Here is a 24,651-nt window from a genome sequence, read left to right on the forward strand (position 1 = left end):
GGTCAGTTTGTTGGACGACTCGACAGCAACCTGATTGGCCATTATCTTCGCTGTCGCACTTTAATAACCAACCTCTCTTCAGGGATACGCCATGCCGAGCAGAATGGATGCCTATACCGAAAAACAGCGTGGGATCTATTACAACGCCTTCCGCCAGCCAATGGCACAACCTGAACTACAACTAACCGGGGCCAATCCACCAGCAGACAGCGGCCTGTTGCTGATATTACGCTACCCCGACGCCCTGACCCGGTTACTGGCCCAGGCCAGCAGCACCATCGGCAATGTGATTCCTGCCATTCCCTATGCCGCCGACAACCTGCATACCACCCTGGCAACCGGCAGCAAACTGACCCAAAGCACGGAAAACGAAGCCAATGCCTTGGAGATTCAGGTCAATAACTGGTTTATGAACCACGCCCTGCCGCTGACACAAACCAGACTCGACAGCATCTCCATCACCTTCACCGACTGGCTTTTCAACAGCAACACCCTGATTGCCGCCAGCAAAGCCAATGCCGGATTCTGGCAACTGGCCGAGCAACTGGTCGACAGCGCCAATCGGGCTGATATCGCACTGAGCATGCCCTGGGGCAGCCATATTACCGTCTCCCGTTTTCTCGCCGAACAACAATCGGCTGATAGTATTCGGGCAACCATTCGGGGTTTGCCACCCCTACCCTGGACGCCCGTTTCACCCTGCGGTGTTGAACTGGTGCGTTTTCACTGTGATGCCCGAGGGTTTCGTTTTTTTCGCCGTGAAGACTGGTCTTGCTGATACTCATCAGGCTATCAGTGCCATGCAAAAAATCTGATAATTCAATGCGACATACGGTGTATATTCGCTCTCAAGCTGTGAACAGCATGACCGCAGTCACCCTCACCCAATCACAGGGTGACAACAGAAGGGTGCATCTGAAAATATAGCGCGCGATAAAAGGACAAGGCAAAAATCGACGAAAAAGCGCACGCTTGCGTTAGAGCGACGCAGGAAGCCAAAGCCGAGTGTATGAGTGATGCATGAGTATTTTGAGTCGATGTTTAACGCCGTCATGTCGAGCGCAATCATTTATAGATGTGCCCAGAACCATTCAGAACGGGGAAATATAACACCATGACAGAGGTTACCCGTGGTCGGCTGACCACTCGCACCATCGCCATGCCAAGCGACACCAATCCTGCCGGAGATATCTTCGGAGGCTGGGTACTCTCCCAAATGGACATCGCAGCCGGTATTTGTGCCGGTCAGCGCGCACAAGGGCGCGTGGTGACCGTCGCCGTTGACAGCATGAGTTTTATTCGTCCCGTCAAGGTCGGCGATATACTCGGCGTCTACACCGAAGTGGCCCACAGCGGCCGTACTTCCATGAAAATACACGTCGAAGCCTGGGTACGCCGTGGGCGCATAGGACAACGAGAAAAAGTCACCGAAGCGACGTTCAAATTTGTCTCTATTGACGACGACGGCGCACCAACGCCTATTCCGGATGAAAAAGACCTGCCCAAATACGTATTGGAAAACGGCAACTGCGAATTCTGATTTTTTGCGTCTTGTTTGTAGCAGCACACTATGGTGCCTGTGCCGCTACAAACAGATTATTATTCTTGCGCTTGGCCCACGCCTGATAACATCACGCTAATATCACTGAGATTCTCAAAAAACAGCAACATTGGCTATTCAGATATTGTCGCTGGCGGTATCGGTATTTTCATCGGTATCCTGCTGATACTCACTGGTATCACCAGGCCGTAACTGACGCTGCATGCCCATCAGGAAGTTGCGTAATATCTGATCCTTGCATTCGCGGTAATGCCTATGACCCGGTTTGCGGAAAAAAGCACTCAACTCAGGCTTGCTTAAACGAAAACCAACCACCTGCAAGGTTTCGAGAATATCTTCTGCCTTCATATCCAGCGCAATACGTAATTTTCGCAAGATCATATTATTATTCAAACGCACATCCAGCTCAGGCTGAATGCCATCCAGCTTACCGCGTCGGGTATTGATAAAACCGTTTAAAAAAGCTGCCAGATCGGTATCCGTGGCTTCCCTATAGGATTCATCACCTTCCTTTTTTAACCAGCCAGAGACCTGCTCTTTGGTAACGGTGTAATCTGCAGCGGCAAATATGTCCACCATCAGAGAATCTTTAAGGTCGAAAGTATATCGAATACGGCGAAAGACATCGTTATTGGTCAAAGTAAATCCTGTTGTGTCAGAAGCGGCGGAGTCATTACAGCCTGCCGGAATTGTACAATTCTAGCAGAATCAGCCAACCACAGGACGCATTAACACGGCCACAGGTGATTTTTAAGCCACCGGTTTTTAGTGACAGCTCGTACCAACGCGACTGAAATAGCGCTGATTTTTTTGTATACTCCGCGCCCCGAAAATCATCACGCTCCGGTTTTACGTTCCGGGCAGCGAGGACACCATGACACTTTCCCCTGTCTCCAGTGAGACTCCGGCAAACGGCCCCTTTGTAGTCTGCGCCATGTACAAGTTTGTAACCCTCGACAACGTCGAAGCACTGCGTCAGCCGCTACTCGACGCCATGCTCAAGCTGAACGTCAAAGGCACACTGCTGCTGGCTAACGAAGGCATCAACGGCACCGTGGCGGGTAGCCGTGAAGCCATCGACGGCCTGCTGGCTTATCTGCGTCAGGATCAACGCCTGACCAATATTGGCTGCAAAGAATCCTACGACGATGAACAACCCTTCTACCGTACCAAGGTCAAACTCAAAAAAGAGATTGTGACGATGGGTGTCGAAGGCATCGACCCCAAACGTGTCGTCGGCACCTACGTCAAACCGCAAGAATGGAACGCGCTGATTGCCGACCCGGAAGTCTTGCTGGTTGATACCCGCAACGACTACGAAGTCGGCATCGGTACCTTCAAGGGCGCATTAGACCCAAACACCAAAACCTTCCGCGAATTCCCCCAATATGTGAAGGAAAACCTCGACCCGGAAAAACACAAGAAAATCGCCATGTTCTGCACCGGCGGCATACGCTGTGAAAAGTCCACCGCCTACCTGAAAGAACAGGGTTTTGACGAGGTCTACCACCTCGAAGGCGGTATTCTGAAATACTTGGAAGAAGTGCCTGAAGAAGACACCCTGTGGGAAGGCGAATGCTTTGTCTTCGACAATCGCGTGACGGTTAACCATAAACTGGAAAAAGGCGAATTCGACCAGTGTCATGCCTGTCGCCGCCCAATCACCGAAGCCGACAAACAGTCGGAACATTACCTGCAGGGCGTTAGTTGCCACTTCTGTATTGATGAATATTCAGACCAGCAACGCGACCGTTTCCGCCAGCGCGAACATCAGATGCAACTGGCCAAACAACGCGGCGAAGAACACCTGGGGAACGACCTGCAAGACATCATCGAACGGCGCCGTCAGGAAAAACTGGCTTTCAAGGAACAGCAGCGGCAACAAGATTAAGACGTGCGCCGAGAGCATGGGCCAGAGATTTGACAGTACCACACACGCGAAAACACCCGGCTCCTTTCAAGTCAGCTCTTTAATCGCTGCGGTGATGCCTTCTACACTGAGTGGATACATACGGTTTTCCATCAGCTGCTGAATCATACCGAGCGAGCCATAAGGCCCCCACCATTGTTGCGGTGTGGGGTTAAGCCAGGCGACGTGAGGGAACTGCCGGGTAATGCGTTGTAGCCAGACCGCTCCGGCTTCGTCATTGTAATGTTCAACGCTGCCACCCACATGAGTCACTTCATAGGGGGCCATGCTGGCGTCGCCGACGAAAATGATTTTGTAGTCGTTGCCGTATTTGTGCAAGACGTCCCAGGTGCTGATACGTTCCTGGTGGCGGCGGTTATTGTTGCGCCACACCGATTCATACAGACAGTTATGGAAGTAGAAGCTTTCCATGTGTTTGAACTCGGCACGGGCGGCGGAAAAGAGTTCTTCACAAGCGCGGATATGTTCATCCATGGAGCCGCCGACGTCAAAGAAGAGCAGGACTTTGATGGCGTTATGGCGTTCGGGCACCAGCTTGAGATCAAGGTAACCAGCGTTCTGGGCGGTAGCGCGGATGGTGTCGTCAAGGTCGAGCTGGTCAGCCGCACCCTGGCGGGCGAATTTACGCAGTCGGCGCAGCGCCACCTTGACGTTACGAATGCCCAACTCGATGCTGTCGTCGAGGTTGCGGTAGTTGCGTTCTTCCCACACTTTAACGGCTTTGCGATGGCGGCTTTCGCCCTGTTCTATACGTATGCCTTCAGGATTGTAGCCAAACGCGCCAAAGGCTGAAGTACCGCCAGTGCCGATGTTCTTGCTGCCACCCTGATGACGCTTGGTCTGGTTTTCCAGTCGCTCCCGCAAGGCTTCGAGTATTTTATCGAGGCTGCCCAGCCCTTGCACTTCGGCTTTCTGGGCTTCGGTCATCACCCGTTCCATTTCCTTGCGCAACCAGTCTTCGGGCAGGTTCAATTCGTCGAGAGCACCCGAAAAGGACTCCAGTCCACTGAAGTAGGTGGCAAAGGCGCGGTCAAAACGATCGTAGTACTTTTCGTCTTTCACCAGACAGAGCCGTGCCAGCGCGTAGAACTCATCGGCGTCGGCGAACACCAGGCCGTGTTGCAACGCCCGCAGCAGATCGAGGTATTCTCGTACTGACGCCGGAACACCGGAGGCCCTGACCACCTGGAAGAAATCAATCAGCACAATCAGCTCCGGCGGCGGCTCATAAAGGCAAGTTTTTCTAACAGCTGTACGTCTTGCTCGTTTTTCACCAGCGCACCGTGTAATGGCGGAATCGCCTGGGTACCTTGCTTGTTTTGCAGGGCATCGAGGCCAATGTCGTCGGCCAGCAGCAATTTGAGCCAGTCGATCATTTCCGAGGTGGACGGTTTTTTCTTCAGACCTGGCACCTTACGCAGGTCAAAGAACACATCCAGTGCCGTGCTGACCAACGCTTGCTTGATGTTGTCGAAGTGCACATCAACAATGCGTTGCATGGTGTCGCGATCAGGGAAGTCGATGTAGTGGAAAAAGCAACGCCGCAGGAAGGCATCGGGCAGTTCTTTTTCGTTATTGCTGGTGATCAGAATAATGGGCCGATGCCTGGCCACCACCTTTTCCTGAGTCTCGTAGACAAAAAACTCCATTTTATCGAGTTCGAGCAACAGGTCGTTGGGGAATTCAATGTCGGCCTTGTCGATTTCATCAATCAGCAACACCACAGGTTTATCAGCGTCAAAGGCTTCCCAGAGTTTGCCCTTCACAATGTAATTACGAATGTCCTGTACCTGGTCGGAACCCAGCTGTGAATCGCGTAGCCGCGATACGGCGTCGTACTCATACAAGCCCTGATGCGCCCGAGTGGTACTTTTGATGTGCCATTGAATCAGCTCAGTGCCCAGTGCATCGGCCAATTGTTCCGCCAGCATGGTTTTACCGGTGCCCGGCTCGCCTTTTAACAGCAGGGGTTTTTGCAGGGTAATCGCCGCATTGACCGCCATTTGCAGTTGCGGGGTGGCGATGTAGTCGCTTGTACCCTCAAAACGGGTACGCGTAGAACTAGAGCGGGGATCAGTCATGCAAACTCTCCGGGGTTTTCAGACTCCGCAGTATAAAAATACCGGCTGCTGTTGGAAAGGGTCTATCAACCAAATGGAAAACATCCAATAAACACCATTCTGTCATCACGCTTTTGGGGGTCAGCCAAAACGCCCCTGTATACCACCCTCCGTGCCAGCCAACGCCACGCTGACGTCCATCAGGACAGCGGACATCTTTACGATTTAAAAACGTCGTACCCAGCGGCTACTCATTTATATGTGACAAACGCCAGCCCAACCCGCCTCGGGGACGGTGTCGAATGTCGAAGATCCACTTTGTCATGTAAATGTCACATTTATCGGAGACCATGCCCGATTTTCCTGAACCAGGATAAAACCAACCGGATGAGCCATCGCCCTGTATGAACGATACCACTGCAAACGCTCCATCAACTGAGCAGAGCAACAGCCAGCTCTCCCCCAATGCCCATTGGCTGAACTGGCTGAAAATTGCCGGCCTCGTTTACTTTTTGCTAGTCGCTGTATCCATTATTGGCAGTGGCTTCAAATTATCTGCCGGAGAACATGCCAAAGAGCTGTTCGACTTTGCCAGTAACCCGCTGACAGGATTGATTGTGGGTACAGTCGCCACCGCCCTGATCCAGTCATCCAGCACGGTCACGTCTATTATTGTTGGTTTGGTCGCCGGTGGCTTGCCTGTTGAGATTGCCATTCCGATGGTGATGGGTGCCAACATTGGTACCACTATCACCAACACCATCGTCAGCCTTGGCCACGTTCGCCAGGGTGAAGAGTTTCGCCGGGCCTTTGCCGCCGCGACCGTACACGATTTTTTTAATCTGGTGTGCGTGGTGATCTTCCTGCCGCTGGAAATCATGTTTGGCATGTTGCAGAAGGTCGGTAGCCACCTGGCTTCCTTTCTCGTCGGTGCCGATTCGCTGTCGATGAATGGCGTCAATTTCATCAAGCCGCTGATCAAGCCGCCGGTAAAATTTATCCAGCATCAGTTGGAAAGCCTGGCACCAGACACGGCCGCTGGCATCATTATGGTGATTCTGGGTATCGCAACCATTTTTGCCGTCATCACCCTGATCGGCAAACTGTTGAAGTCCTTGCTGGTCGGCAAGGCCAAAAACATTCTCCACGCCGCTGTTGGCCGTGGCCCGGTATCCGGTATTGCTTCCGGCACCCTGATTACCGTGCTGGTTCAGTCCAGCTCAACCACCACTAGCCTGATCGTACCGCTGGCCGGTAGCGGTGTCTTCAGCTTGCGCCAGATATATCCGTTTACACTCGGTGCCAATATCGGCACCTGCGTGACCGCGCTGCTGGCAGCAACGGCCATTACCGGCCCCAATGCAGTATTTGCCTTGCAGATTGCACTGATTCACCTGATTTACAACATGATGGGCGTGATACTGATCTACAGCATCCCGGTCTTGCGTAACATTCCGCTGTGGGCAGCAGAGAAACTCGCCAATGCAGCAGTGACCAATAAATTGTATGCGGGCGCGTATATTCTGGGTGTATTTTTTGTCGCCCCATTGGTACTGATTGGTGGAAGCCAATTACTGGGTATTTAAGGGAGATTGTGACATGAGCGAAAACAAGCAAGAATTACAGCGCAAGATCGAAAGCCTGGAAGCTCGTCTGGCGGAGCTGAAGACCCGTCTTGCCAGTATTGAGTCCGACGAGCAACATGAAGCCATTGATCATCTCGATCAGTATCTACAGGAAGTGGATCATGAGTACGATGATCTGCGTGCTTTCTGGCCGGTTGTGGTAAAAGAATTACGCAGTCTGTTTGATCGCCACTGAGCACGATAAAACCAATAAAAAAGAGCGCCAGGCGCTCTTTTTTATTGGTCGGCAAACCCGCTTTATTACGCCATTACAACATCCTGATCCTGACCGGGTTGTAATGGATCGGCACCAAAACGGTTTTCTCCTTCTGTACCTTTGCTGACCGCAAAGTAGAGATAGATAAAAACACCCACCAGCGGTACCAGGTTAATCAGTATCCACCAGCCACTGCGATTACAGTCGTGCATACGGCGAATACTGACAGCCAGCGAGGGAACAATAATTGCCACGCCGTAAAAACCCAACAACACGCCGACCAGCATGGCTTCTGTCGCCGCAGCCAGTACGGCCAAGACGACGTAAATAACCAGGGTAAACAGATAGAACAGCCAGTATTCCTTCCGGCCTGAACGTCCCTGAAAATCCAGTGACCGCTTGAATGCAGTGATAACACTTTCCATAGTTGCGCTCCTTTGCCCCGTTTCCATGTCGGCCAGGCGCCGGGGATACACCTGAACGATCTTTATTCTACTGCGTTGGGTACGACATACCCTGACTAGCGTAGCAGGATGAGACCAAGGTCAAACTTTTGCTGCTGACGCTGTCTCCGGCGGCTGCGTCAATGTAAAGACGGCCCCCTCTTGCTCGGTATTAATCGCCCGAATCGGATACGGAATCGTAATGCCTTCTTCACCATAGCGTTTGTGCAGTGCCTTGATAAAAGCGGATTTTACGGCAAAATTATCGACATACTCCCGCGCTCTTAGTACCACGGTAAAGTTAATGCTGGAATCGGCAAAGGAATGAAACATCACCCGAGGAGTGAAAGAGGGTTCGGCTCCTTCTACCCGCTGCAAGACTTCTTTGGCGACCTCCTTGGTGATCACTTCAACCTGTTCCAAGTCGGAACTGTAGTGCACCCCGACTTCGACCAGCACCGACAATTCCTTGACCGGGTAATCGTAATTGACGATACGAGACTGGGAAATCTGGCTGTTAGGCAAGATCACCGTATTGTTTTGCAGCATCTTGATCCAGGTTGAGCGCCAGCCGATTTTCTGAACGTAGCCCTGCTCACCAGAATCCAGTTCAATAAAGTCACCCACCTGAAACGGCTTGTCGACCAGCAACTGCACACCGGAAAAAAAGTTCTCCAATGTCGGCTGCAAGGCCAGCGCCACCGCCAGAGAGGTAATCCCCAGTGAAGCAATAATCGGCGTAACCGACACCCCCAGAGTGCCCAGCAACACCAGCAACCCCAAGCCAAAGACCAGCCCGCGCAGCAGTCCACGGGCGATACCCTGACTGTTGTACAACAACGACGAGCTGCTCGCGTAATGCTCCAGGGTGCCGCGTGAGATACGATCAAAAAACACAATCAACGCCACAATCAGAAACACACGGGCCGAGTCACCGGTCACCGTGGTAAAAGTCGGACTACTAATATCGAAGTGTTCGAACAGCCGTTCTAGAATCAGCAGATGAAACCCCACCAACACAATCGTGATCGGTGCACTGAGTGCCTTGAGCAGCAAGGTATCGAAAAACCAGGGGGTACGCTGCGTTACCCGCCGCAACCGCGAAATAACAATTCCCTTCAGCGCCAGCATCAACAACAGAGATGCCAGCGTGATACCCAGGGCGATACTCCAGGCTGGCAAATTAAATTCAGCCAGGTAGTTGGCCAGCTGATCCAGGTGGTTCATGTTTTCTCCAATCATTCAGCAGTCAATCATTGATAACCGTCAGGCGACCAATCTACCAATAGCGGCAGAAAACTGACACTACCGCAATGTTCACGATGATTAAAAGCAGAGACAAGCAGAAGTGACGGAAAACATTAACGGAAAGGGGACATCTATTTAATCCTGCACGGCTCTGCGCGAGTGTTGCCGTTGTTCAGGGCAAGGCGACGAATGCAGCGAAATGACGAGTCCTTTTCAAATTCGTCAACACCGCACTGGACGGCGGCAACCCGCGCCCTTCGGGGGCTGCCGGATGATCTCGACTCGGTGTCGCCGACTTTTGACTTGACCCGTCAGGCCTGCAAGTCGGCTTCGTGATTCGAAACCATCCGGTGGCCCAGAGTGAGCACCGGATTAAATAGATGTCCCCGAAAGTATTCATGGAAAACATCAACAAAAAGAAAAAGCAGTCAGGACAAGAAAATCGGCCGCCACCCCACAAGCAGCAAACCGGCCCCACCGATACACTGCTGTGCCTGTTCTGTGCCCATACCTCTGTGCCCATATCCCGTATTCACATGCTGTTAAACAGGCTCAACTGGCTGATGGTGGTGTAACTTTTTTGTGCGGCTTCCAGCAAGGTGGTTTGCATCGACATACGACTGACCGCTTCGGCCAAGTCTACATCCTGTAATTCCGACAATACTTGCTGATTCACCAGCGTAATATCCGCCGACAGCGAGCGGGTGTTATCCACCACATTCAGGCGCGCACCAATCTGGCTTTGGGTTCGGGAAACAGTGGCCAGTGCGTAGTCGAGATTGGTCAGGCTATCGGCAATCAACGTGGTCAAGGTGTTGGCGTCGTCGGGTGTGTCTTCGAGGTTATTGAGGCCATAGGCGAGCCGGTAAAGTGTATCTGTGACACTTTGTTTCGGGGTCGAACGTACCATCACCTGATCACCGGATTCCGGCGACCCGCTCAGCGTCAACGCCATGCCCGCCACCTCCAGCTCCCGGCCTTGAGCATAAGGCTGGTTGATCAATCCCTCCACTGGCCTTCCGTCGGAAGCTCGACGCACGGTAAAGTTTGCCTGTTCCGGCAACAGCGCCGACTCTGGATTAAAAGTAATCACCAGGTCGTCGGGATAAAAATCACCATAGGCCTCCTCGTCGATCACAAAACCGGGATTGATCTGGGTAGTGCCCTGATTCAGCGGGTTCACTGCCGTGGTAAAGCTGTTCTTGACCGCCGTTACATCAACAAACAGGTCTTTACCAGAATCCCCTGTTGCAACGGTGGTGGTGGTGCCAATCGCAAGGAACCGCTGGCCTCCATCGCCCTGATATTCATAACGACCGTTCGGCACCTGTTGAAACGGCGCTTCCCCCCCCTGAAAACCGGCAAACATGTATTCACCATTGGCATCGCGGCTATTAAACAACCCGACCAGACTTTGCTGTATTTGCTCAACTTCAGCGGCAATGGCCTGCCGATCGCTTTTGGTCAGCGTACCGCCACCGGCTTCTACCGTCAGCTCTTTCAGCCGCGCGTAGCTGTCGCTGATACTGCCCAGCGTTACTTCTTCCAATTGCAGGCGATTGCCTGCGGCCGTCATATTGGTTTCAAACTGCTCACGCAGCGCCAGATCCTGCTCCAGTTGCAGAATTCTGGTAGCCGCAACCGGGTCATCCGATGGCGTCAATACCCGGCGGCCACTGGCCACCTGCTGCTGGGTTTTATTCAACTGTTGCTGGTTATCCAGCATATTGGCCAGGCCGGTTTTATGCATTTGCAGTGTGGTTATTCTCATACCAGATACCTCGCCATTGGCCCCGCCGGGGACTCACTGTGTGTTATCAAAAGGTTGAAATCAGAGTGTCAAACATATCGCGTGCCACCTGAATCACCTGGGCATTGGCGTTGTAAGCCAGTTCGTATTTCATCAACGCAGCGGCCTCTTCATCAAGGTTGACGCCAGAAGCGCTGCTGTAGGCTGCTTGCGACGTGGTCAGCAGTACGTCACTGGAATCGCGGCTGGTCTGTGCTCGGCTGGTGGTTGCCCCAACCCGCTCGACCACGATGGCATAGGCTTCGGAATAGGTACTGGAACCATTAACGGTATCGCTGTTTTGCAAACCCGCCAGAGCCACGCCATTACGGCTGTCGGAAATACCGTTTTCATTGAAGCCGACGGTAAATTCATCGCCCGCCACCACAGCCCCAGCAATGCTGACGTCTATCCCCCGATAGGTGGATTCAAACACCGGCTCGGCGGCAAACAGGTTATTCCCCGGCGTATTGGTGGCCAGCGTCATGCCTTCATCCAGCACCACCTTAAGCTGTCCGCCCATGGTCAGCTTGCTGGAGCCATAAACGCCAGTGCCATTCAGGGCCATGCGGGGCTGAAACGAGAGATTGCCACGTTCATCAATCGCCACATCCAGATCGCCGTTAAAGGCAAATCCGGCGGTTTCCAATGCCTGACGAACACCGCTCAACAATGCTTCGCCAGAGCCGTAATTGGCGCTCAGTTCAATCTCAAAGCTGCCCTGGTTTTCAATCTCGAAAGCATAGCGATATGGCCCGCCCTGGCTGAAGTCGTAACCTTCGTATTCATTAAGAATATCGTAGGGGGATTCTCCCACCTGGGTCAGGCCAATCGCCTGGCCATTGCTGACGTCGAAGCCATCGCCATGATCACCGCTGATATCGAGACTGAGGTCATCGCCGTTGAGTGCCGTGATGGTCAATGTCTCGCCATCGCTGCTGGCAACAATACCCAATTCCTGAAAAGCGTAGTTGGCATTAATGCGCCCGGCGAGAAAATCCGGGGTAACCGGATCCGGTACCGTCGGCGGCCAGCTATCGTCGTACTTGCGTTGGCTTGGCCCCAGCGCTTCTGTCAGCACCACACCATTCAGCGTGACACCCAGATCCAGAAAACCGTTGTCGTCTTCGCTAAAATGACTCAACTGCACCGTAGTACGGGCAGATGCCTCGATGCCATCGTATTCGCTCAGCTGCTCGGCAATGGCTCGAGCCGAACTATTGGCAGCCGTATTCAGCCCCGGCAAGGATTCAGCCTGGCCACTGGTCGGATCGTTATAAGAAATTGAAAACCGTTGAGCCGCCAGGCCGTTACCAGCACTGACCGTTGCCGCTGGCTCTGGTGGCTGATAAGTGGCACGCACCGGCAACTGACCACTGAAACTGGTCATCGCCAGCTGGCCCTGCTCGCCCAGATTAATGCTGTTGGTAATACCGGGAATATAGGTCTGATTACTGATCGGCGGAAACAGCGGCACGGGTTCGCCCGGATCACTGTTGTCCAGCACGTCGTAGCGGTAAGCCGAGGTAAACCTCACCAGCAACGGCGGTGTCATTTGGCCGAGTTCATCAAAGGCGGCAGTATCCAGGCTGGTCACACTGCCAGCACTAATGGCTGCGCTGCCCTGATTGCCAATCGCGGCATCCGTCATAATTGGTGAGGCCAGAGCGATTTGTTCTGCGCGGGTAATCACCAGTTCCATATTGCTGGCTTCGTTACGGGTAGGCATGATGCGAAACTCATCCCCGGCCTGAAAACTGCCACTTTCAAGGTGAATCTCAAAACCATCCACTGCCAGCACGTCTGGAAATGCACCGGAGATCGCCCCCTTCTGCACAATCTCGTTACTGTCGATCTGGCGGATACGGTAGTTAAAATTGTCCGGGCCGATAAATTCCAACTGATAATCACTGCTACTGACACTGCCCGCATCGGTGATATGCACGGATACCAACCGATCATCCGGGTTGGCATTGCCATCATCTCCCAGTGCACGGCGATAAGTCAGCGCCGGTTCATTGATATCCTGGAAGAAGTCTTCACCGACCAAACCTTCGTAATCCAGCCCCAACTTGTGCTGCGCATTTATGGTTTCAGCAATCACCAACGCCACCTTGCCGAGACTATTGACCACCGAATCCAGTACCTCGTTGCGGAACGCCAGCGTACCGCCCAGCGAACCACCAGTAATCTCATTCGTCACGGGAATGGCTTCATCATCACTGAGCAGATACAGATCGTTGCGGGACGGATCACTCTGGCCCGTATCCGCCACCAGCCGGTTATAATCATTGCCGACCACCAACGCCTGGCCCTTACCGATAAACACATTCAAGCGCGAGTCGCCCTGATCCACCACCGACACCTCCACCAGCGCCGACAGTTCAGTAATCAACCGATCACGCTGATCCATCAGCGCGTTGGGTTCTTCGCCCTGGGCCATCCCGACTGCAAACTGAATATCCTGGTTAAGCGTGGCAATGGATTCTGCGATCGCGGTGATTTCCTGCGCCATCACCCCCATCTGACCATTCAATACCAGATTCTGCTGATTCAGCTGATCACTGAGCACGTCAAAGCGATCGGTCAACGCCGCTGACTGAGTCAACAACACCTCCCGCGCCGCCAGTGACGACGGATCATCTACCACCGTCTGCATCGCATCAAACATCGCTTCGAGACCAGGCTGAACGCCCGTCCCACTGTCTGCCAGCAAACTGTCTACCTGAGCGGCGTAGTCGGCCATAGTGTCATACTGATGAAAGGAGGCGGTATCCGACCAGACCTGATCGGATAAAAATTCATTATAGATGCGGCTGACAGAATCAACACTGACCCCCGACCCTAGCCAGTTGCCGCCACGAAACTGACTGTTACCCTCAGCAAAACTGACCACCTGGCGGCTGTAACCTTCGGTCGTGGCATTGGTGATATTGTTACCAGTGACCGCCAGCGCCGTTTGCTGCGCCTTCAGTCCCGAGATGGCAATATTGAGAATATCGGTCATTACTCGCCTCCGCTGACCGACGGACGGTCTTTATTCTTATCGACCTTAGTAGCCTTGCTGGAATCCGGGCCAATATCCGGCGACGGTTGCTGTACCTCGCCCTGCCCTTGTAACGTTTCGCTGCGAGCAATACGGCGGATTTTTGCGCCATACTCAGGATCCGTGGCATAACCGGCCTGTTGCAAGGCATAACCATACTCATCGCCGTCCAACCCCTTGCCCAGCGCCTGCTGATAACGCTCGCTCCCGGCCAGAAAATCAGCGTAATCGCGCAAGCCATCTTCCAGCGAAGCATAGGAACGGAAACTGGCGGTTTCTTTCACTCGAGTGCCATAACGGTATTCATGAGTCGTTACGTCCACCGCTTCACCCTGCCAGCGCTGATCAGCCTTGATACCAAAGAAATTAAAACTGTTATTGCCCTTGGCGTCGGCAATCATATGTTTACCCCAGCCGGTTTCCAGCGCCGCCTGGGCAACAATCGCACGAGGATCAACCCCCAGCTCAGCACCAATCACTGCGGCATGAGGATACAGAGCGGCAACAAATTCATCGGCAGAGGCAAACTGCTGCCCCTTGCTGCCGCTGCCAGAGGCAACGCTGGCCAGCGTTTTGGATAAAGATTCCGACGATAATACGGAGGCTTGCGACACTGGCTCCCGCCTGGTTACCGCAGCAGCATCGCCCTGTTGCAACACCCGGTCGACTTCGGCAAGCGCCTCGAGCAGCGGCACACTGGCGACCCGACGATCAAACAGCTTCGCCTGATCCAGCTCTGGAGCGTCTCCGGCATCACCAAAGTTACTCATCAGCTGTTGATGGATAATATCTGCCAGCCCACGGCCAGAAGCCCCGCTACCACTGGCTTGCTGGCCCGACATCTGCAAGGCCAGCTGGTTATCGTACATACCCTGATAGAAGTCCCCCTCGGAAGAACCCATCAGCGAATCTTCAGAAAAAACCGCATTAGCCTGCCGCATCGAGCTGAGCATCATGTTCATAAACATCGACTCAAACTGCCGCGCTACTTCCATCAACGCCGCGCTCTTGTCCTCTTTACCGAGCGTACGAATGCCCTGCAGACTGTTAAGATCGGTGTATACATCCTGCGGATTGGTTACCACAGATGCTGAAGACAAGGCTGGGCTGACCTGCATGGCCGACTCCGGAAAATGACGTTATCAGGAGTACAGCAAGATGTTTGCCAACGCGATCAACACACGTTATTCAGTCGTTCTCAAAGGCCGACAAGTCGAGTACCTCTGCCGCCGCCCGAAACGCTTCCTGAGTTGCCGGTGCACCGCAATACGGCAAACTGTGCAGCAACACCTCACGAATTTCCTGCGGCGTACAGCCGTTATTCAACGCCCCACGAATATGGCCTTTTAACTCAGTCGGCGACTTTAACGCCGTCAGCATGGCAATCGTGACCAGCGAACGTACATTGCGCGGCAAACCGTCACGCTGCCAGGTCGACCCCCAGGCATGCTCGTTAATCCAGTCCTGCAAAGGCTCCGTCAGCGCGGTGGTATTCTCCTGCGCCCGCTGGACAAAATCGGCACCCATGACTTCGGTACGTACCTTGAGACCATTGGCCTTGCTCTGCTCCGACATAAACATTCTCCTGCCAGTCATAAAACGGTGATGGGATAAGGGTTTGATGGATATCAGAGCGTCAGACTATCAAGAAAAAGAATTCTGGCCAGCTGTCTTTTAGGTACTGTCTTTTTGGTACTGTGTGTCAATGCCCGCTCCAGCTCCGCCAAATGCGGAGCGGCTTTTGTGTTAATTTTCGAGTGCAGCGAGTAACACAAAAGCAGTGTGGTATTTAGTGTCAGACTGCAAGCGTTTGGGGAGATCTATCTAGTCGCGTAAAGCCACCGTTGCAGCACATTATTCACATCAATGACTTCGGAATGTCCTAACAGGTTGTTGATTTTTGTTTTCGAGGCAGTCAATGCAAGACATAAACAGGAGAAAAGAGGGAGTTTATGGTTGATAAATGACCGATTTGAGCCTGCTTTTAACACCGCAGCGGCCACGCAGATAGAAAATCAAGCCTGCTAGGAGTCTGTCGGGCTTAGGGCTGCTCTACTGCGGAAAAGCGAATCTGGCTCTTTTTGAGCAAATTCTGGTTAAATAAAACCACTATTCGCCTCAAATTTGCGCAAAAATCGCTCACATCAGTCTTCCCCTCGCGACGAACGTCTAAGCCCGACCGGCTCCTAGTGCTTGCTTACTCGGTGGTAATGAGATGCCTGTTTTTGCCCCTGACGAGCACGGCCAAGTGACTGTTGCTGTTGTTGTATATCGGCCAGCAGGTTTTTTTCTGTTTGCAGCAGTTGCTGCAAAAAAGCTTCCTGCTCTCCGGTGATACGGATCAGCGAATTGATCTGGGTAAACCAGTCTCGCAGCAGGCGGTCTCGTGTTTCCAGGCGTGGCTGTACACCGTCGCGCACACCTTGTCGAATCAGTGACTGGATTTCCAGTGATAGCCCCTTGATCTGTTCGAACTGCTGTTCGAGGGTGAGTTCTCGCGGTTGCGGCTGTTTTGGCCGTTTGTCTGCAGGCTGCGCGGGCATTGTCATATCACAATCAACTCTGCCTTGAGTGCCCCGGCCTGTTTCATGGCTTCGAGAATGGCCATCAAATCCCCTGGTGCTGCGCCGATTTCGTTCACGGCCTTGATGATGTCGTCGAGCGTGACGCCTGGGCCGAAACGGAACATCCGGTTGTCGCCACCCTGTTCAATATTGATGTTGGTTTGCGGTACGACCACGGTATCACCATCGGCCAGTGCGTTGGGTTGTGTGACGTTGTAGTCTTCCTGAATCGTGACAGTCATGCTGCCATGGGTCACGGCGACGGGTTCTATGCGGACGTGCTGCCCCATCACTATGGTGCCGGTGCGGGAGTTGATGATCACTTTGGCGCGCTCATCGCCGGTTTCGATTTCAAGGTTTTCGATAATCGACAGGTAGGCCACGCGCTGACTGGTGTCGCGGGGGGCGCTGACCCGGATGGAGGTGGCATCAAGCGCTTCGGCAGTGCCTGGCCCCAGCAGGTCGTTGATTTTGTCGACCATATAGCGGGCGGTGGTAAAATCCGGTTGGTCGAGGTTAAACACCAGGCTGTCGCCACGGGCAAAATTGGTGGGAACCGCTTGCTCTACCGATGCGCCATTGGGAATACGGCCAACGCTGGGTACGTTAATGGTAATGCGCGAACCGTCATTGCCGTCTACACCCAGTCCGCCTACCACCAGGTTACCCTGAGCGATGGCATAGACATTGCCGTCCGCGCCTTTCAACGGCGTAAACAGTAACTGGCCACCCCGCAGGCTTTTGGCATTACCCAAGGATGCGACGGTGACGTCTACCCGCTGGCCCGGTTTGGAGAAAGCGGGCAGATCGGCGGTTACCGATACTGCTGCGACGTTCTTGAGTTTCGGGTCGGTGCCGCCCGGCAGGGTGATGCCGAATTCCGCCATCATGTTGCGAAAGGTCTGGGTGGTAAAAGGGGCTTTGTCGCCGCTGCCATCCAGTCCTACCACCAGACCGTATCCCACCAGTTGGTTGCTGCGGATACCGGCAATACTGGTGATGTCTTTGATCCGTTCGGCCTGAACCGTCGTACTCAGCAGCAGGGCTATAGTCGCCAGCGCCAGCCATGGCCAGCGGCAACGATTATGCGGCCGGTTTGTTCGTGTATTCATGCTGACTCCTTGCTGCCGGATGCCCACGCCGCTGGCGTCGGTCAGCCACAGCGGAACTGTTCGGTTTGTTGCAGCAGGCCATTGGCATGACCGACTACGTCTTCGGAGAAGTGGCGAATGTCTCTTAATCCTTCGCTGCCTCGGGAGACCTGGGTCACGACCCGTTCCAGGCTGCTGACGTTTTCGCGGGTGGTATTGGCAATTTCTTCGATGCTGACGGCTTGCTGCTGATTACGCTCGTTGACCTGGTCGAACAGCTGACTGATGCGGGTCATTGCTGCGGCAGCTTCATCGCCCAGCGCTCGTGACTGGGTCACCTGGGTTTGTCCCTGCGACATGGAGGTCAGTAGCTGTTTCAGTTGCACCTGCATTTCTTGAATAATCTGGTTGATGGAGCCCGTCGCATTGACGGTTTTTTCTGCCAGCGCCCGCACTTCGTCGGCCACTACTGAAAAACCACGCCCGGCTTCACCGGCCCGCGCCGATTCAATCGCGGCATTCAGCGCCAGCAGGTTGGTTTGTTCTGCCAGGCCACCAATCATTGCGGTAACGCCATCAACCCGGTTCGACGAGGTACTGAGGCCATCGAGCTGGGATTGCAAATCATCAAACATATGTGACAGCTGTTCCATGGAACTGAGGGCGTTGTTGATCACGGTGCCTCCCTGGCGGCTGGCTTGCTGGGCATCGGATGACAGGTGGTTGGTTTCGTCCAGGGCCTCGGCCATTTCGATCACGGTTTTGCTGACTTCCTGAATAGCACCGGATACCCGCAAGGTTTGCTGTTCGGTGTTGGCGCTGTCGTCTGTCTGGACCGACAGGGTCTTGTTCAGCTCGGCTGCTTGTTTTTGTAATGTCTTGCTGCTGACCTTGACCTGGGAGAGCACGTGCCCCAGCCGTTCGGTCAACTGATTGACGGAGCGTCCGAGGCGATCGAAATCGTCGTTGCTGCCGGTATTTTCTGGCATTTTGCGGGTCAGGTCGCCAGCCGCTATCCGTTCCAGTGTCTGCGCAGTACGGCTTAACGTGCCGATGGCTTTTTTCGAGGTCAGTAGCAATATCAGGATGCTGATCGCGGCAACGGTCAGTCCGGTAACCAGAATGGTGATCCGGGCGCTGTTGACGGTGGTAGCGGCCTCTGCGCGGGCGGTATCCAGAGTGGCCACCAATTGTTGTTGCTGTTGCTGCAGTAATTGCTGTAGCTCGCTGAGTGAAGCGGATTCGGTAGCGCGGTTCTGGTTGTAGCTGTCGATCAGGCTGACCAGGGTGTCCAGCTCGGTCTGGATCGTATTGAGGTGCTGTTCAAAGACTTCGGTGAGATTCATTTCTGCGACAAAAGCAACATAATCTGCCAGCGCGGTTGTCGCCGCCTCAATGGCCGCTGGCGTGCGCTGTTCCACCATATCGTTGATGCTGTCGACCATCAGCCGGTAAGGCTTGCGCATGTTGTAAAACTGGGCTTTGTTCAACCCTTCCAGTGCCAGTGTCAATTCCCCCCGCTGGCCGGAGTTGACGTCTGAACCTATCTGCTGAATATTCCGGTTTTCTTGTTGAAAAGCCCGACTCCAGCTGCTGAAGCTGTCGGTAATGGGTTGGGATAACGACAGATTTGCCTGCCGCAGATCACTCAATAGCTGCTGTTCCTGACGATGCAGCCCGGACGCCAGCACCTGGTCGTTGCTCATCTGACTGGAATCGGCAATACCGGCGTACAGTTGGCTCAGTTGTAACAGCTGGCCATTTAGCCTAGTGACCTGATCAAACGCACGCGCCTGACTGCCAAACGCCGACAATGCGGCGGATATCAGTAACCCAAAGCCGATAGCCATGATCAGACCGACGACAATCAGGCTCTGACGGAACCCGGTCAACTTGCTTATCATATCCCCACCCCTTGATGATCTGTCTGCGGAACGCTTTTATCGCAGCATGTAATTACCTTAATAACTTTCATAACTTTAGCCATGTTTTTATCATTTGCCCTGATTCTGCTGCGAGCACGACGAGCTATTGGGCTGTCAAAACAGCGAGCGTTGCGGTTTTCAGGTTCAGGACGACCTTCCCTGGTCGCCCGGATAGATGTCACAAGGGCCACCAGGGCGAGGTCAGAATACGATCGACCAATCCTTGTTTGGTGCTGTTATTGAGGTTGCCACGCCCGCCAAACGAGATACGCGCATCGGCGACCTTGCTGCTGGCGACGGTGTTGTTCGGGGTTATGTCTTGCGGACGAATCAGGCCAATAATGCGGATGTACTCGTCTCCCTCACTCAGGGTCAGCCACTTTTCTCCGCGTATCCTGAGAATGCCGTTCGGCAGTACTTCGGCCACCGAGACGCTGATTTCGCCGCTCAGGCTATTGGAGCGGTCGGCCTCCCCCTTGCCTTTAAATTGTTTGTCGCTGTTGGTTTCTACCCCGAGGTTGAGATTCTTGAACCCTGGCGTGGTGCCCAGAATCGTGCCGGCACCAACGCTGTTAGCCGACGATTTGTCGGCCTTGGTTTCTGCGGACTTGCTCGACTGGTACTGTTCGTCAAAAATCACCGTGATGATGTCGCCGACCCGCCGCGCCTGCTGGTCGCTGTACAGCCCCATGCTGTAGCGGGGCTGGTACAACGAGCCGGTAGCCTGTAGCGGTGGTTGCAAACTCTGGGCAGATACCGGGGCAAAATCCGGGTCGCCGGGGAAGACATCACGTTCCATCGGTACCGACGTACAACCACTGGCAAGCAATAGCGATAACGAGAGAAACAGGCCAGATACTCGCAGTCCGAACACTCGGGTGTATTCAAAAGGAAGCTTGTGACTCATCACTTTTATACCCCTCGCCTAGACGTTCTGGGTCAGGAACTGCAGCATCTGATCCGCTGCCGAGACCACTTTGGAGTTCATTTCGTAGGAGCGTTGGACGGTAATCATTTTCACCAGCTCCTCCACAACTTCGACGTTGGAATTTTCCAGCGCACCTTGCTGAATCGCACCAAACCCCGCTTCATTGGGAATACCGCCTTGCGGTGCACCGCTGGCGGCGGTTTCCTGGAACAGGTTGCCGCCCATCGCCTGCAAGCCCGCCGGGTTGATAAAGTCCATGGTTTCAATCTGGCCGAGATCAATCGGCGTTGGATCCCCCGTCAGGGTGGCTTGCACAATGCCGTCGGTACTCACGGTGACGGTGCTGGCCTGATCGGGAATCGATATCTGTGGCTCCAGCGCGTAGCCGTTCACATTCACCACGGTGCCTTCGTCATTGATATGAAACGTGCCATCGCGGGTATAGCCGATGCTGCCATCCGGCATCGCGATCTGGAAAAAGCCACGACCGTTAATGGCCATATCCAGCGGCTGATCGGTCAGCTGTAATGACCCGGTGGTGAAAATTTTCTGTGTCCCGGCGGTACGTACCCCGGTGCCCAACTGCAAGCCTGACGGCAAACGGCTGTCGGCTGAGGAGTTGGCACCAGGCTGACGTTCGATCTGATACAGCAAATCTTCGAACACTGGCCGATCTTTCTTGAAGCCGGTGGTCGCGACGTTGGCCAGGTTGTTGGAAACGGTGGTCAGTGCCAAGTCCTGTGCTTCCAGACCAGTCTTGCTGACCCAAAGTGCATTCATCATAGTGGTTAACCCTTATTGTCTGCCGCGCTTACTGGTTGCCCAGCAACTGTGTTGTACTGGCCGAATTTTCATCCACCCGCTTCATCAGTTTCACCTGCATTTCGTACTGCCGATTCAGCGCAATCAGACTGGTCAGTTCGCTGACGGCATTGACGTTGCTGCCTTCGAGAAAGCCATTGACCAGAGTGATATTGGCATCACCCTGTGCTGGGGGAGTATTGGGGTCGCGGAAGCGGAATAAGCCGTCCTCGCCTTTTTCCAGCAATTGGGCATCGGGGTTCACCAGCTTCAGTTGCACCGGCTCGGCAATACCGACCGGCTGTTCTCCAGCGGGCTGGATACTGACGATACCGGCACGACTGACTTCGATGCTGGTGAATTCCGGCAAGGTCACCGGGCCGCCATCACCGAGCAGTTGCAGGCCGGTGCCGGTCATCAGACGACCGTCGGAATCAACACTGAGATCGCCAGAGCGGGTATAGGCTTCCTGACCATCCGGGCCAACCACGGCAAACCAGCCCTCGCCCTCGATAGACACGTCCATGCTGCGACCGGTTTGTTGTAACGGCCCCTGACGAAAGTCACTGGCTGGCCGTTCTGTCAGGGCATATGCCCGTGATGGAAAATGCTCACCAAACACGCCCATGGCGCGGCTTTGAGTAAAGTCGGAACGAAACCCGGTGGTGCTGGCGTTGGCCAGGTTGTTGGCATGGGCCGACTGACCCAGCGTATTCTGGCGGGCGCCGGACATAGCGATATAAAGTGCCCGATCCATAATGTCCTCCCGATGCTCCGATCAGCGGAGACCTTGTTCATGTGTGCCGCTGTGTTCAGGACGGCGTAATAACAAGAACAAAGCACGGCTTGTGCCAATAAAAAAAATTACTTTAATATCAATTGGTTAAAAAAAATATCGGCAGTAGTTATCTGACACAGTCAAAAAAACGGCAGCTGTTTGCCGCCCGTCGGCGAAGGGTTTAAAGATAATCAGGGAAGGGTTTGCAGATGATCAGGAAAGACGTGCCATGGTGCCCGCCGCATTCATACCTGCGGCGTTTATCAATACGCCATGCGGTGTCAGGGCAAGATCAGTTATCCAGCATTTTTTGCCAGAACAAGGCATGACCGGCTTCCGGATCGAGTTCGTAGCCAGCAAAGCCGTATTTCAGATACGCCTGTTGCGCTACATGATTGTTGGAAAGTACTTCCAGCGTCACCTTGCAGCAGCCCAGTAAACGGGCCTTGTGCTCTGCCGCTGCCAGTAATTGCTGGCTCAGCCCCAAGCCGCGAAAATCCGCATTAACAGCCAGGTCGTGAATGTTCAGCAAGGGTTGCGCCTTGAAGGTCGAAAAGCCTTCAAAAGCGTTGAGCAGCCCGGCGGGCTGATCATTGACATAGGCTATCCAGCTGTGGGCATAAGGCAGCGTGGCCAGGCGTGCCACCAGAGAGGCACGGCATGCCAGCGGCAAAGGTTCGCCGCCGCCCATTGGATCCGTTGCATACGCATTGAGTAACGCGACCAGATCAGCCGCGTGGCGGGGGTTCAGAAAGTCGACAGCAACGATATCGATTGCAGCGTGTACCTCGGTCATAATCCGGCTCCTGTAAACAAGCCGCATAGCCTAACACAGCGCTTTCGCGACGAGATAGGGTGTGCCATACCTCGTATCTCTAGCAGGCCGTTGAAATTCTTATTCACTTCGCCGACAGAAGCTTTTCAACCCGATAATTCACGCTTATCTGGTTGTTTTCTGAGTGATTTTTCCGCTGGAAGCAGGATTCTCCAGCCTGTTTCCGGTCATCAGACGGATTGACCCTGTAACTTTGCCATTCGCACCAGGTTGTAGGCCATCATGGTCATCTCAAGAACGCTGTTGACCTTCGCCAGCCCCTTCACTTTTAACTGCCGTAAGGGGCCGATGGTCTTACCCCAACCGAAGGGTTCTTCGACGCGTTTACGCACAATCTGACTGGCAGCATAACCCGCTTTATGACTGGTTCGACCATCGATGGCTGAGCCGCCGGGCCGTTTGTCATTGCGGGCAACATGGGGCGTGATACGGTGGTTCCTGCATTCCTTCACAAACCCCTTGGTATCGTAGCTTTTATCCGCACCTACGGTTTTACGATGAGCCCCCGGCAGTGCTTTCAGAAGCGTTAGGGCAACTTCAGGAATAAAATCAACAGCCTGCTAGAGCACCCTCAATCTCATCTACTCCTTTATTCGTTAGTAGTTTCATACTCGGAAATATAACGCCGCCATAAACCGCGCGGCTTTATCGCGTCGGCCTGCCTTGCCTTGTTATGGGTGTTTTGGCAGAATATACCAATATTTGGTACAGGAGGCACCCCATGGCTAGAAACACCAGTATTACACTTGGCCCCCACTTTGACGAGTTTATAGCCACACAGGTTGAAAATGGCCGCTACGGCTCGGCGAGCGAGGTGGTGCGTGCCGGGCTGCGCCTGCTTGAAGAAACGGAAAGCAAGCTTGAAAGGCTCCGGCGCCTGTTGGATGAAGGCGAGCAAAGCGGTATAGCGGACTACTCCCTTGAAAACGTTATTGCTGAGCTAGATAACGAAGCCCACTAATGCGCTCATACCTACTCACCGCCGCCGCTCGAAAAGACCTTATTGATATTGGCCGCTTTACCTCTGAAAAATGGGGAAAGCGGCAACGCGACAAATACCTCAAGCAGCTTGATGATGCCTTCAAGCTGCTTGCTCGCCAACCTGAAATAGGCCGCGATGCGGATGACATAAAGGCCGGGTACAAAAAGTTCAGTCAGGGCAGCCATATCATCTTTTACCGAGCTGGCATGGAATCCAAGATCGTTGTGATTCGAATCCTCCACAACAGTATGGATGTGGATCAGCACCTCTAAATGTCACGCAATTTTCTGAACAAGCCAAGGGCGTGTTCTCCATGTTCGATAGCCATATCTAGAAACTCTCGATAATACTGTTCGTTTAGAATATTTTCTGGAATGGTATCGCGCTCTTTATCCGGAGTAAGCCTACCCATCAGCGGTAGTTGTGCTATTTTATTTGGTCTTAACATACGAACCCAAGGCCCCATAGACTGCATAACCATGCCGAAGACATCAAATTGCTGCTTGTAGCCAAGGTACAGATATTTATCGCCTTCTTCCATAACTTCAAACCATGCTGGCATGAATGGTTCAGAGTAAGTCATTAGGCCATCAAGTTTCTCAGCTACGGTGTGAGTAAAATGAGTTTCATACCATGACTCAAAAAACTGTGATTGAAAATCGGGCCAAGTTAACAATTCAATATTTGTTAAATCTGCTGAAGAAAAGGCCCGCTCTGTCACCCTAGTTGTCCAGTAGGCGTTTTCGTCTAAATTCTTCTCAGAGTGGGTCAAAAGGATTGCTATGCCGCGCTACTCAGACGAACGTAAGGCCGCTGTCTTGAAGAAGC

25 protein-coding genes and 1 pseudogene are annotated in these 24,651 nt (G+C 53.6%); 8 read left to right on the plus strand and 18 right to left on the minus strand.

The window, feature by feature from the left end:
* Nucleotides 1–91: 91 nt before the first annotated feature.
* Both WG929_RS17015 and WG929_RS17020 read left to right on the plus strand, forming a co-directional pair.
* On the plus strand, nucleotides 92–778 hold the full coding sequence (locus WG929_RS17015) for a hypothetical protein (protein WP_416207055.1): 687 nt from the start codon (nucleotides 92–94) through the stop codon (nucleotides 776–778).
* A gap of 336 nt (nucleotides 779–1,114) precedes the next feature.
* The gene (locus tag WG929_RS17020; RefSeq protein WP_369857710.1) at nucleotides 1,115–1,540 is read left to right on the plus strand and encodes an acyl-CoA thioesterase; all 426 of its coding nucleotides are present in this window, start codon (nucleotides 1,115–1,117) and stop codon (nucleotides 1,538–1,540) included.
* A gap of 138 nt (nucleotides 1,541–1,678) precedes the next feature.
* On the opposite strand, the gene WG929_RS17025 is transcribed toward WG929_RS17020, so the two are convergent.
* Entirely contained in the window at nucleotides 1,679–2,200 is a 522-nt protein-coding gene (locus WG929_RS17025; protein WP_416207056.1) for a YehS family protein, read from the minus strand.
* A 235-nt stretch (nucleotides 2,201–2,435) separates the two neighbouring features.
* Here WG929_RS17025 and trhO point away from each other — a divergent pair, with 235 nt between their 5' ends.
* The gene (gene trhO, locus WG929_RS17030) at nucleotides 2,436–3,452 is read left to right on the plus strand and encodes an oxygen-dependent tRNA uridine(34) hydroxylase TrhO (protein WP_416207057.1); all 1,017 of its coding nucleotides are present in this window, start codon (nucleotides 2,436–2,438) and stop codon (nucleotides 3,450–3,452) included.
* Between the two features lie 66 nt (nucleotides 3,453–3,518).
* Here the strand turns inward: trhO and WG929_RS17035 are convergent, their stop codons facing one another.
* Both WG929_RS17035 and WG929_RS17040 read right to left on the minus strand, forming a co-directional pair.
* Entirely contained in the window at nucleotides 3,519–4,697 is a 1,179-nt protein-coding gene (locus WG929_RS17035; RefSeq protein WP_416207058.1) for a vWA domain-containing protein, read from the minus strand.
* Between the two features lie 2 nt (nucleotides 4,698–4,699).
* Complete coding sequence (locus tag WG929_RS17040) at nucleotides 4,700–5,572, minus strand: AAA family ATPase (RefSeq protein ID WP_416207059.1); 873 nt, start codon at nucleotides 5,570–5,572, stop codon at nucleotides 4,700–4,702.
* Between the two features lie 383 nt (nucleotides 5,573–5,955).
* Between WG929_RS17040 and WG929_RS17045 the strand changes: the two genes are divergently transcribed.
* Nucleotides 5,956–7,137 (plus strand): Na/Pi symporter, encoded by a 1,182-nt coding sequence (locus WG929_RS17045; RefSeq protein WP_416207060.1) that lies wholly within the window; start codon nucleotides 5,956–5,958, stop codon nucleotides 7,135–7,137.
* 13 nt (nucleotides 7,138–7,150) lie between these two features.
* A complete protein-coding gene (locus WG929_RS17050) occupies nucleotides 7,151–7,372 on the plus strand; it encodes a hypothetical protein (RefSeq protein ID WP_416207061.1) in 222 nt (73 codons plus the stop codon).
* 65 nt (nucleotides 7,373–7,437) lie between these two features.
* Here the strand turns inward: WG929_RS17050 and WG929_RS17055 are convergent, their stop codons facing one another.
* Together WG929_RS17055 and WG929_RS17060 are read right to left on the minus strand one after the other, a co-directional pair.
* Nucleotides 7,438–7,818, minus strand: a complete 381-nt coding sequence (locus tag WG929_RS17055) for a DUF805 domain-containing protein (protein ID WP_416207062.1) — start codon at nucleotides 7,816–7,818, stop codon at nucleotides 7,438–7,440.
* Nucleotides 7,819–7,938: 120 nt separating this feature from the next.
* The gene (locus WG929_RS17060; protein WP_416207063.1) at nucleotides 7,939–9,063 is read right to left on the minus strand and encodes a mechanosensitive ion channel family protein; all 1,125 of its coding nucleotides are present in this window, start codon (nucleotides 9,061–9,063) and stop codon (nucleotides 7,939–7,941) included.
* Nucleotides 9,064–9,273: 210 nt separating this feature from the next.
* On the opposite strand from WG929_RS17060, the gene WG929_RS17065 reads away from it, so the two are divergent.
* A complete protein-coding gene (locus tag WG929_RS17065) occupies nucleotides 9,274–9,420 on the plus strand; it encodes a hypothetical protein (protein ID WP_369854690.1) in 147 nt (48 codons plus the stop codon).
* A gap of 196 nt (nucleotides 9,421–9,616) precedes the next feature.
* Here the strand turns inward: WG929_RS17065 and flgL are convergent, their stop codons facing one another.
* The 12 genes and pseudogenes from flgL to WG929_RS17125 form a co-directional block, all read right to left on the minus strand.
* A complete protein-coding gene (flgL, locus tag WG929_RS17070) occupies nucleotides 9,617–10,855 on the minus strand; it encodes a flagellar hook-associated protein FlgL (protein WP_416207064.1) in 1,239 nt (412 codons plus the stop codon).
* Between the two features lie 46 nt (nucleotides 10,856–10,901).
* Nucleotides 10,902–13,880 (minus strand): flagellar hook-associated protein FlgK, encoded by a 2,979-nt coding sequence (gene flgK, locus WG929_RS17075; RefSeq protein WP_416207065.1) that lies wholly within the window; start codon nucleotides 13,878–13,880, stop codon nucleotides 10,902–10,904.
* A complete protein-coding gene (flgJ, locus tag WG929_RS17080) occupies nucleotides 13,880–15,037 on the minus strand; it encodes a flagellar assembly peptidoglycan hydrolase FlgJ (RefSeq protein ID WP_416207066.1) in 1,158 nt (385 codons plus the stop codon). The genes flgK and flgJ overlap by 1 nt, the downstream gene beginning before the upstream one ends.
* Nucleotides 15,038–15,107: 70 nt before the next feature.
* Complete coding sequence (locus WG929_RS17085; protein WP_369857698.1) at nucleotides 15,108–15,494, minus strand: carboxymuconolactone decarboxylase family protein; 387 nt, start codon at nucleotides 15,492–15,494, stop codon at nucleotides 15,108–15,110.
* Nucleotides 15,495–16,105: 611 nt separating this feature from the next.
* Nucleotides 16,106–16,468 (minus strand): hypothetical protein, encoded by a 363-nt coding sequence (locus WG929_RS17090; protein ID WP_416207067.1) that lies wholly within the window; start codon nucleotides 16,466–16,468, stop codon nucleotides 16,106–16,108.
* Nucleotides 16,465–17,595, minus strand: coding sequence for a flagellar basal body P-ring protein FlgI (locus tag WG929_RS17095; protein WP_416207068.1), 1,131 nt, complete (start codon nucleotides 17,593–17,595; stop codon nucleotides 16,465–16,467). The genes WG929_RS17090 and WG929_RS17095 overlap by 4 nt, the downstream gene beginning before the upstream one ends.
* Nucleotides 17,596–17,636: 41 nt before the next feature.
* The gene (locus tag WG929_RS17100) at nucleotides 17,637–19,478 is read right to left on the minus strand and encodes a methyl-accepting chemotaxis protein (RefSeq protein WP_416207069.1); all 1,842 of its coding nucleotides are present in this window, start codon (nucleotides 19,476–19,478) and stop codon (nucleotides 17,637–17,639) included.
* Between the two features lie 199 nt (nucleotides 19,479–19,677).
* Nucleotides 19,678–20,406 (minus strand): flagellar basal body L-ring protein FlgH, encoded by a 729-nt coding sequence (locus WG929_RS17105; protein WP_416207070.1) that lies wholly within the window; start codon nucleotides 20,404–20,406, stop codon nucleotides 19,678–19,680.
* A gap of 18 nt (nucleotides 20,407–20,424) precedes the next feature.
* Nucleotides 20,425–21,210: a flagellar basal-body rod protein FlgG gene (flgG, locus tag WG929_RS17110; protein ID WP_369857690.1), complete on the minus strand. Its 786-nt coding sequence runs from the start codon at nucleotides 21,208–21,210 to the stop codon at nucleotides 20,425–20,427.
* Between the two features lie 28 nt (nucleotides 21,211–21,238).
* Nucleotides 21,239–21,985, minus strand: coding sequence for a flagellar basal-body rod protein FlgF (flgF, locus tag WG929_RS17115; protein ID WP_369857689.1), 747 nt, complete (start codon nucleotides 21,983–21,985; stop codon nucleotides 21,239–21,241).
* A gap of 313 nt (nucleotides 21,986–22,298) precedes the next feature.
* Nucleotides 22,299–22,802 (minus strand): GNAT family N-acetyltransferase, encoded by a 504-nt coding sequence (locus tag WG929_RS17120; RefSeq protein WP_369857688.1) that lies wholly within the window; start codon nucleotides 22,800–22,802, stop codon nucleotides 22,299–22,301.
* A 209-nt stretch (nucleotides 22,803–23,011) separates the two neighbouring features.
* A pseudogene (locus WG929_RS17125) lies at nucleotides 23,012–23,380 on the minus strand (transposase); the annotation flags it as partial.
* A 182-nt stretch (nucleotides 23,381–23,562) separates the two neighbouring features.
* Here WG929_RS17125 and WG929_RS17130 point away from each other — a divergent pair.
* Nucleotides 23,563–23,802, plus strand: coding sequence for a type II toxin-antitoxin system ParD family antitoxin (locus WG929_RS17130; protein WP_369855792.1), 240 nt, complete (start codon nucleotides 23,563–23,565; stop codon nucleotides 23,800–23,802).
* Nucleotides 23,802–24,095 (plus strand): type II toxin-antitoxin system RelE/ParE family toxin, encoded by a 294-nt coding sequence (locus tag WG929_RS17135; protein WP_416207071.1) that lies wholly within the window; start codon nucleotides 23,802–23,804, stop codon nucleotides 24,093–24,095. The genes WG929_RS17130 and WG929_RS17135 overlap by 1 nt, the downstream gene beginning before the upstream one ends.
* On the opposite strand, the gene WG929_RS17140 is transcribed toward WG929_RS17135, so the two are convergent.
* Nucleotides 24,092–24,595, minus strand: a complete 504-nt coding sequence (locus tag WG929_RS17140) for a hypothetical protein (protein ID WP_416207072.1) — start codon at nucleotides 24,593–24,595, stop codon at nucleotides 24,092–24,094. The two genes, WG929_RS17135 and WG929_RS17140, sit on opposite strands and share 4 nt — an antisense overlap.
* Between the last annotated feature and the right edge of the window lie 56 nt (nucleotides 24,596–24,651).

The sequence above is a fragment of the Oceanobacter antarcticus genome (genome assembly GCF_044962685.1).
GTDB classification, from domain to species: domain Bacteria; phylum Pseudomonadota; class Gammaproteobacteria; order Pseudomonadales; family Oceanobacteraceae; genus Oceanobacter; species Oceanobacter antarcticus.

Excerpts from the sequence above, each read along its gene's own strand:
- flgF (WP_369857689.1), bottom strand. The coding sequence starts at position 21,985 with ATGGATCGGGCACTTTATATCGCTATGTCCGGCGCCCGCCAGAATACG.
- WG929_RS17095 (WP_416207068.1), bottom strand. The coding sequence starts at position 17,595 with ATGAATACACGAACAAACCGGCCGCATAATCGTTGCCGCTGGCCATGG.
- flgG (WP_369857690.1), bottom strand. The coding sequence starts at position 21,210 with ATGATGAATGCACTTTGGGTCAGCAAGACTGGTCTGGAAGCACAGGAC.
- WG929_RS17020 (WP_369857710.1), top strand. The coding sequence starts at position 1,115 with ATGACAGAGGTTACCCGTGGTCGGCTGACCACTCGCACCATCGCCATG.
- WG929_RS17015 (WP_416207055.1), top strand. The coding sequence starts at position 92 with ATGCCGAGCAGAATGGATGCCTATACCGAAAAACAGCGTGGGATCTAT.
- WG929_RS17085 (WP_369857698.1), bottom strand. The coding sequence starts at position 15,494 with ATGTCGGAGCAGAGCAAGGCCAATGGTCTCAAGGTACGTACCGAAGTC.
- WG929_RS17050 (WP_416207061.1), top strand. The coding sequence starts at position 7,151 with ATGAGCGAAAACAAGCAAGAATTACAGCGCAAGATCGAAAGCCTGGAA.
- WG929_RS17130 (WP_369855792.1), top strand. The coding sequence starts at position 23,563 with ATGGCTAGAAACACCAGTATTACACTTGGCCCCCACTTTGACGAGTTT.
- WG929_RS17120 (WP_369857688.1), bottom strand. The coding sequence starts at position 22,802 with ATGACCGAGGTACACGCTGCAATCGATATCGTTGCTGTCGACTTTCTG.
- trhO (WP_416207057.1), top strand. The coding sequence starts at position 2,436 with ATGACACTTTCCCCTGTCTCCAGTGAGACTCCGGCAAACGGCCCCTTT.
- flgK (WP_416207065.1), bottom strand. The coding sequence starts at position 13,880 with ATGACCGATATTCTCAATATTGCCATCTCGGGACTGAAGGCGCAGCAA.
- WG929_RS17065 (WP_369854690.1), top strand. The coding sequence starts at position 9,274 with ATGCAGCGAAATGACGAGTCCTTTTCAAATTCGTCAACACCGCACTGG.
- WG929_RS17060 (WP_416207063.1), bottom strand. The coding sequence starts at position 9,063 with ATGAACCACCTGGATCAGCTGGCCAACTACCTGGCTGAATTTAATTTG.
- flgJ (WP_416207066.1), bottom strand. The coding sequence starts at position 15,037 with ATGCAGGTCAGCCCAGCCTTGTCTTCAGCATCTGTGGTAACCAATCCG.
- WG929_RS17090 (WP_416207067.1), bottom strand. The coding sequence starts at position 16,468 with ATGACAATGCCCGCGCAGCCTGCAGACAAACGGCCAAAACAGCCGCAA.
- WG929_RS17105 (WP_416207070.1), bottom strand. The coding sequence starts at position 20,406 with ATGAGTCACAAGCTTCCTTTTGAATACACCCGAGTGTTCGGACTGCGA.
- WG929_RS17135 (WP_416207071.1), top strand. The coding sequence starts at position 23,802 with ATGCGCTCATACCTACTCACCGCCGCCGCTCGAAAAGACCTTATTGAT.
- WG929_RS17100 (WP_416207069.1), bottom strand. The coding sequence starts at position 19,478 with ATGATAAGCAAGTTGACCGGGTTCCGTCAGAGCCTGATTGTCGTCGGT.
- WG929_RS17045 (WP_416207060.1), top strand. The coding sequence starts at position 5,956 with ATGAACGATACCACTGCAAACGCTCCATCAACTGAGCAGAGCAACAGC.
- WG929_RS17040 (WP_416207059.1), bottom strand. The coding sequence starts at position 5,572 with ATGACTGATCCCCGCTCTAGTTCTACGCGTACCCGTTTTGAGGGTACA.
- WG929_RS17055 (WP_416207062.1), bottom strand. The coding sequence starts at position 7,818 with ATGGAAAGTGTTATCACTGCATTCAAGCGGTCACTGGATTTTCAGGGA.
- flgL (WP_416207064.1), bottom strand. The coding sequence starts at position 10,855 with ATGAGAATAACCACACTGCAAATGCATAAAACCGGCCTGGCCAATATG.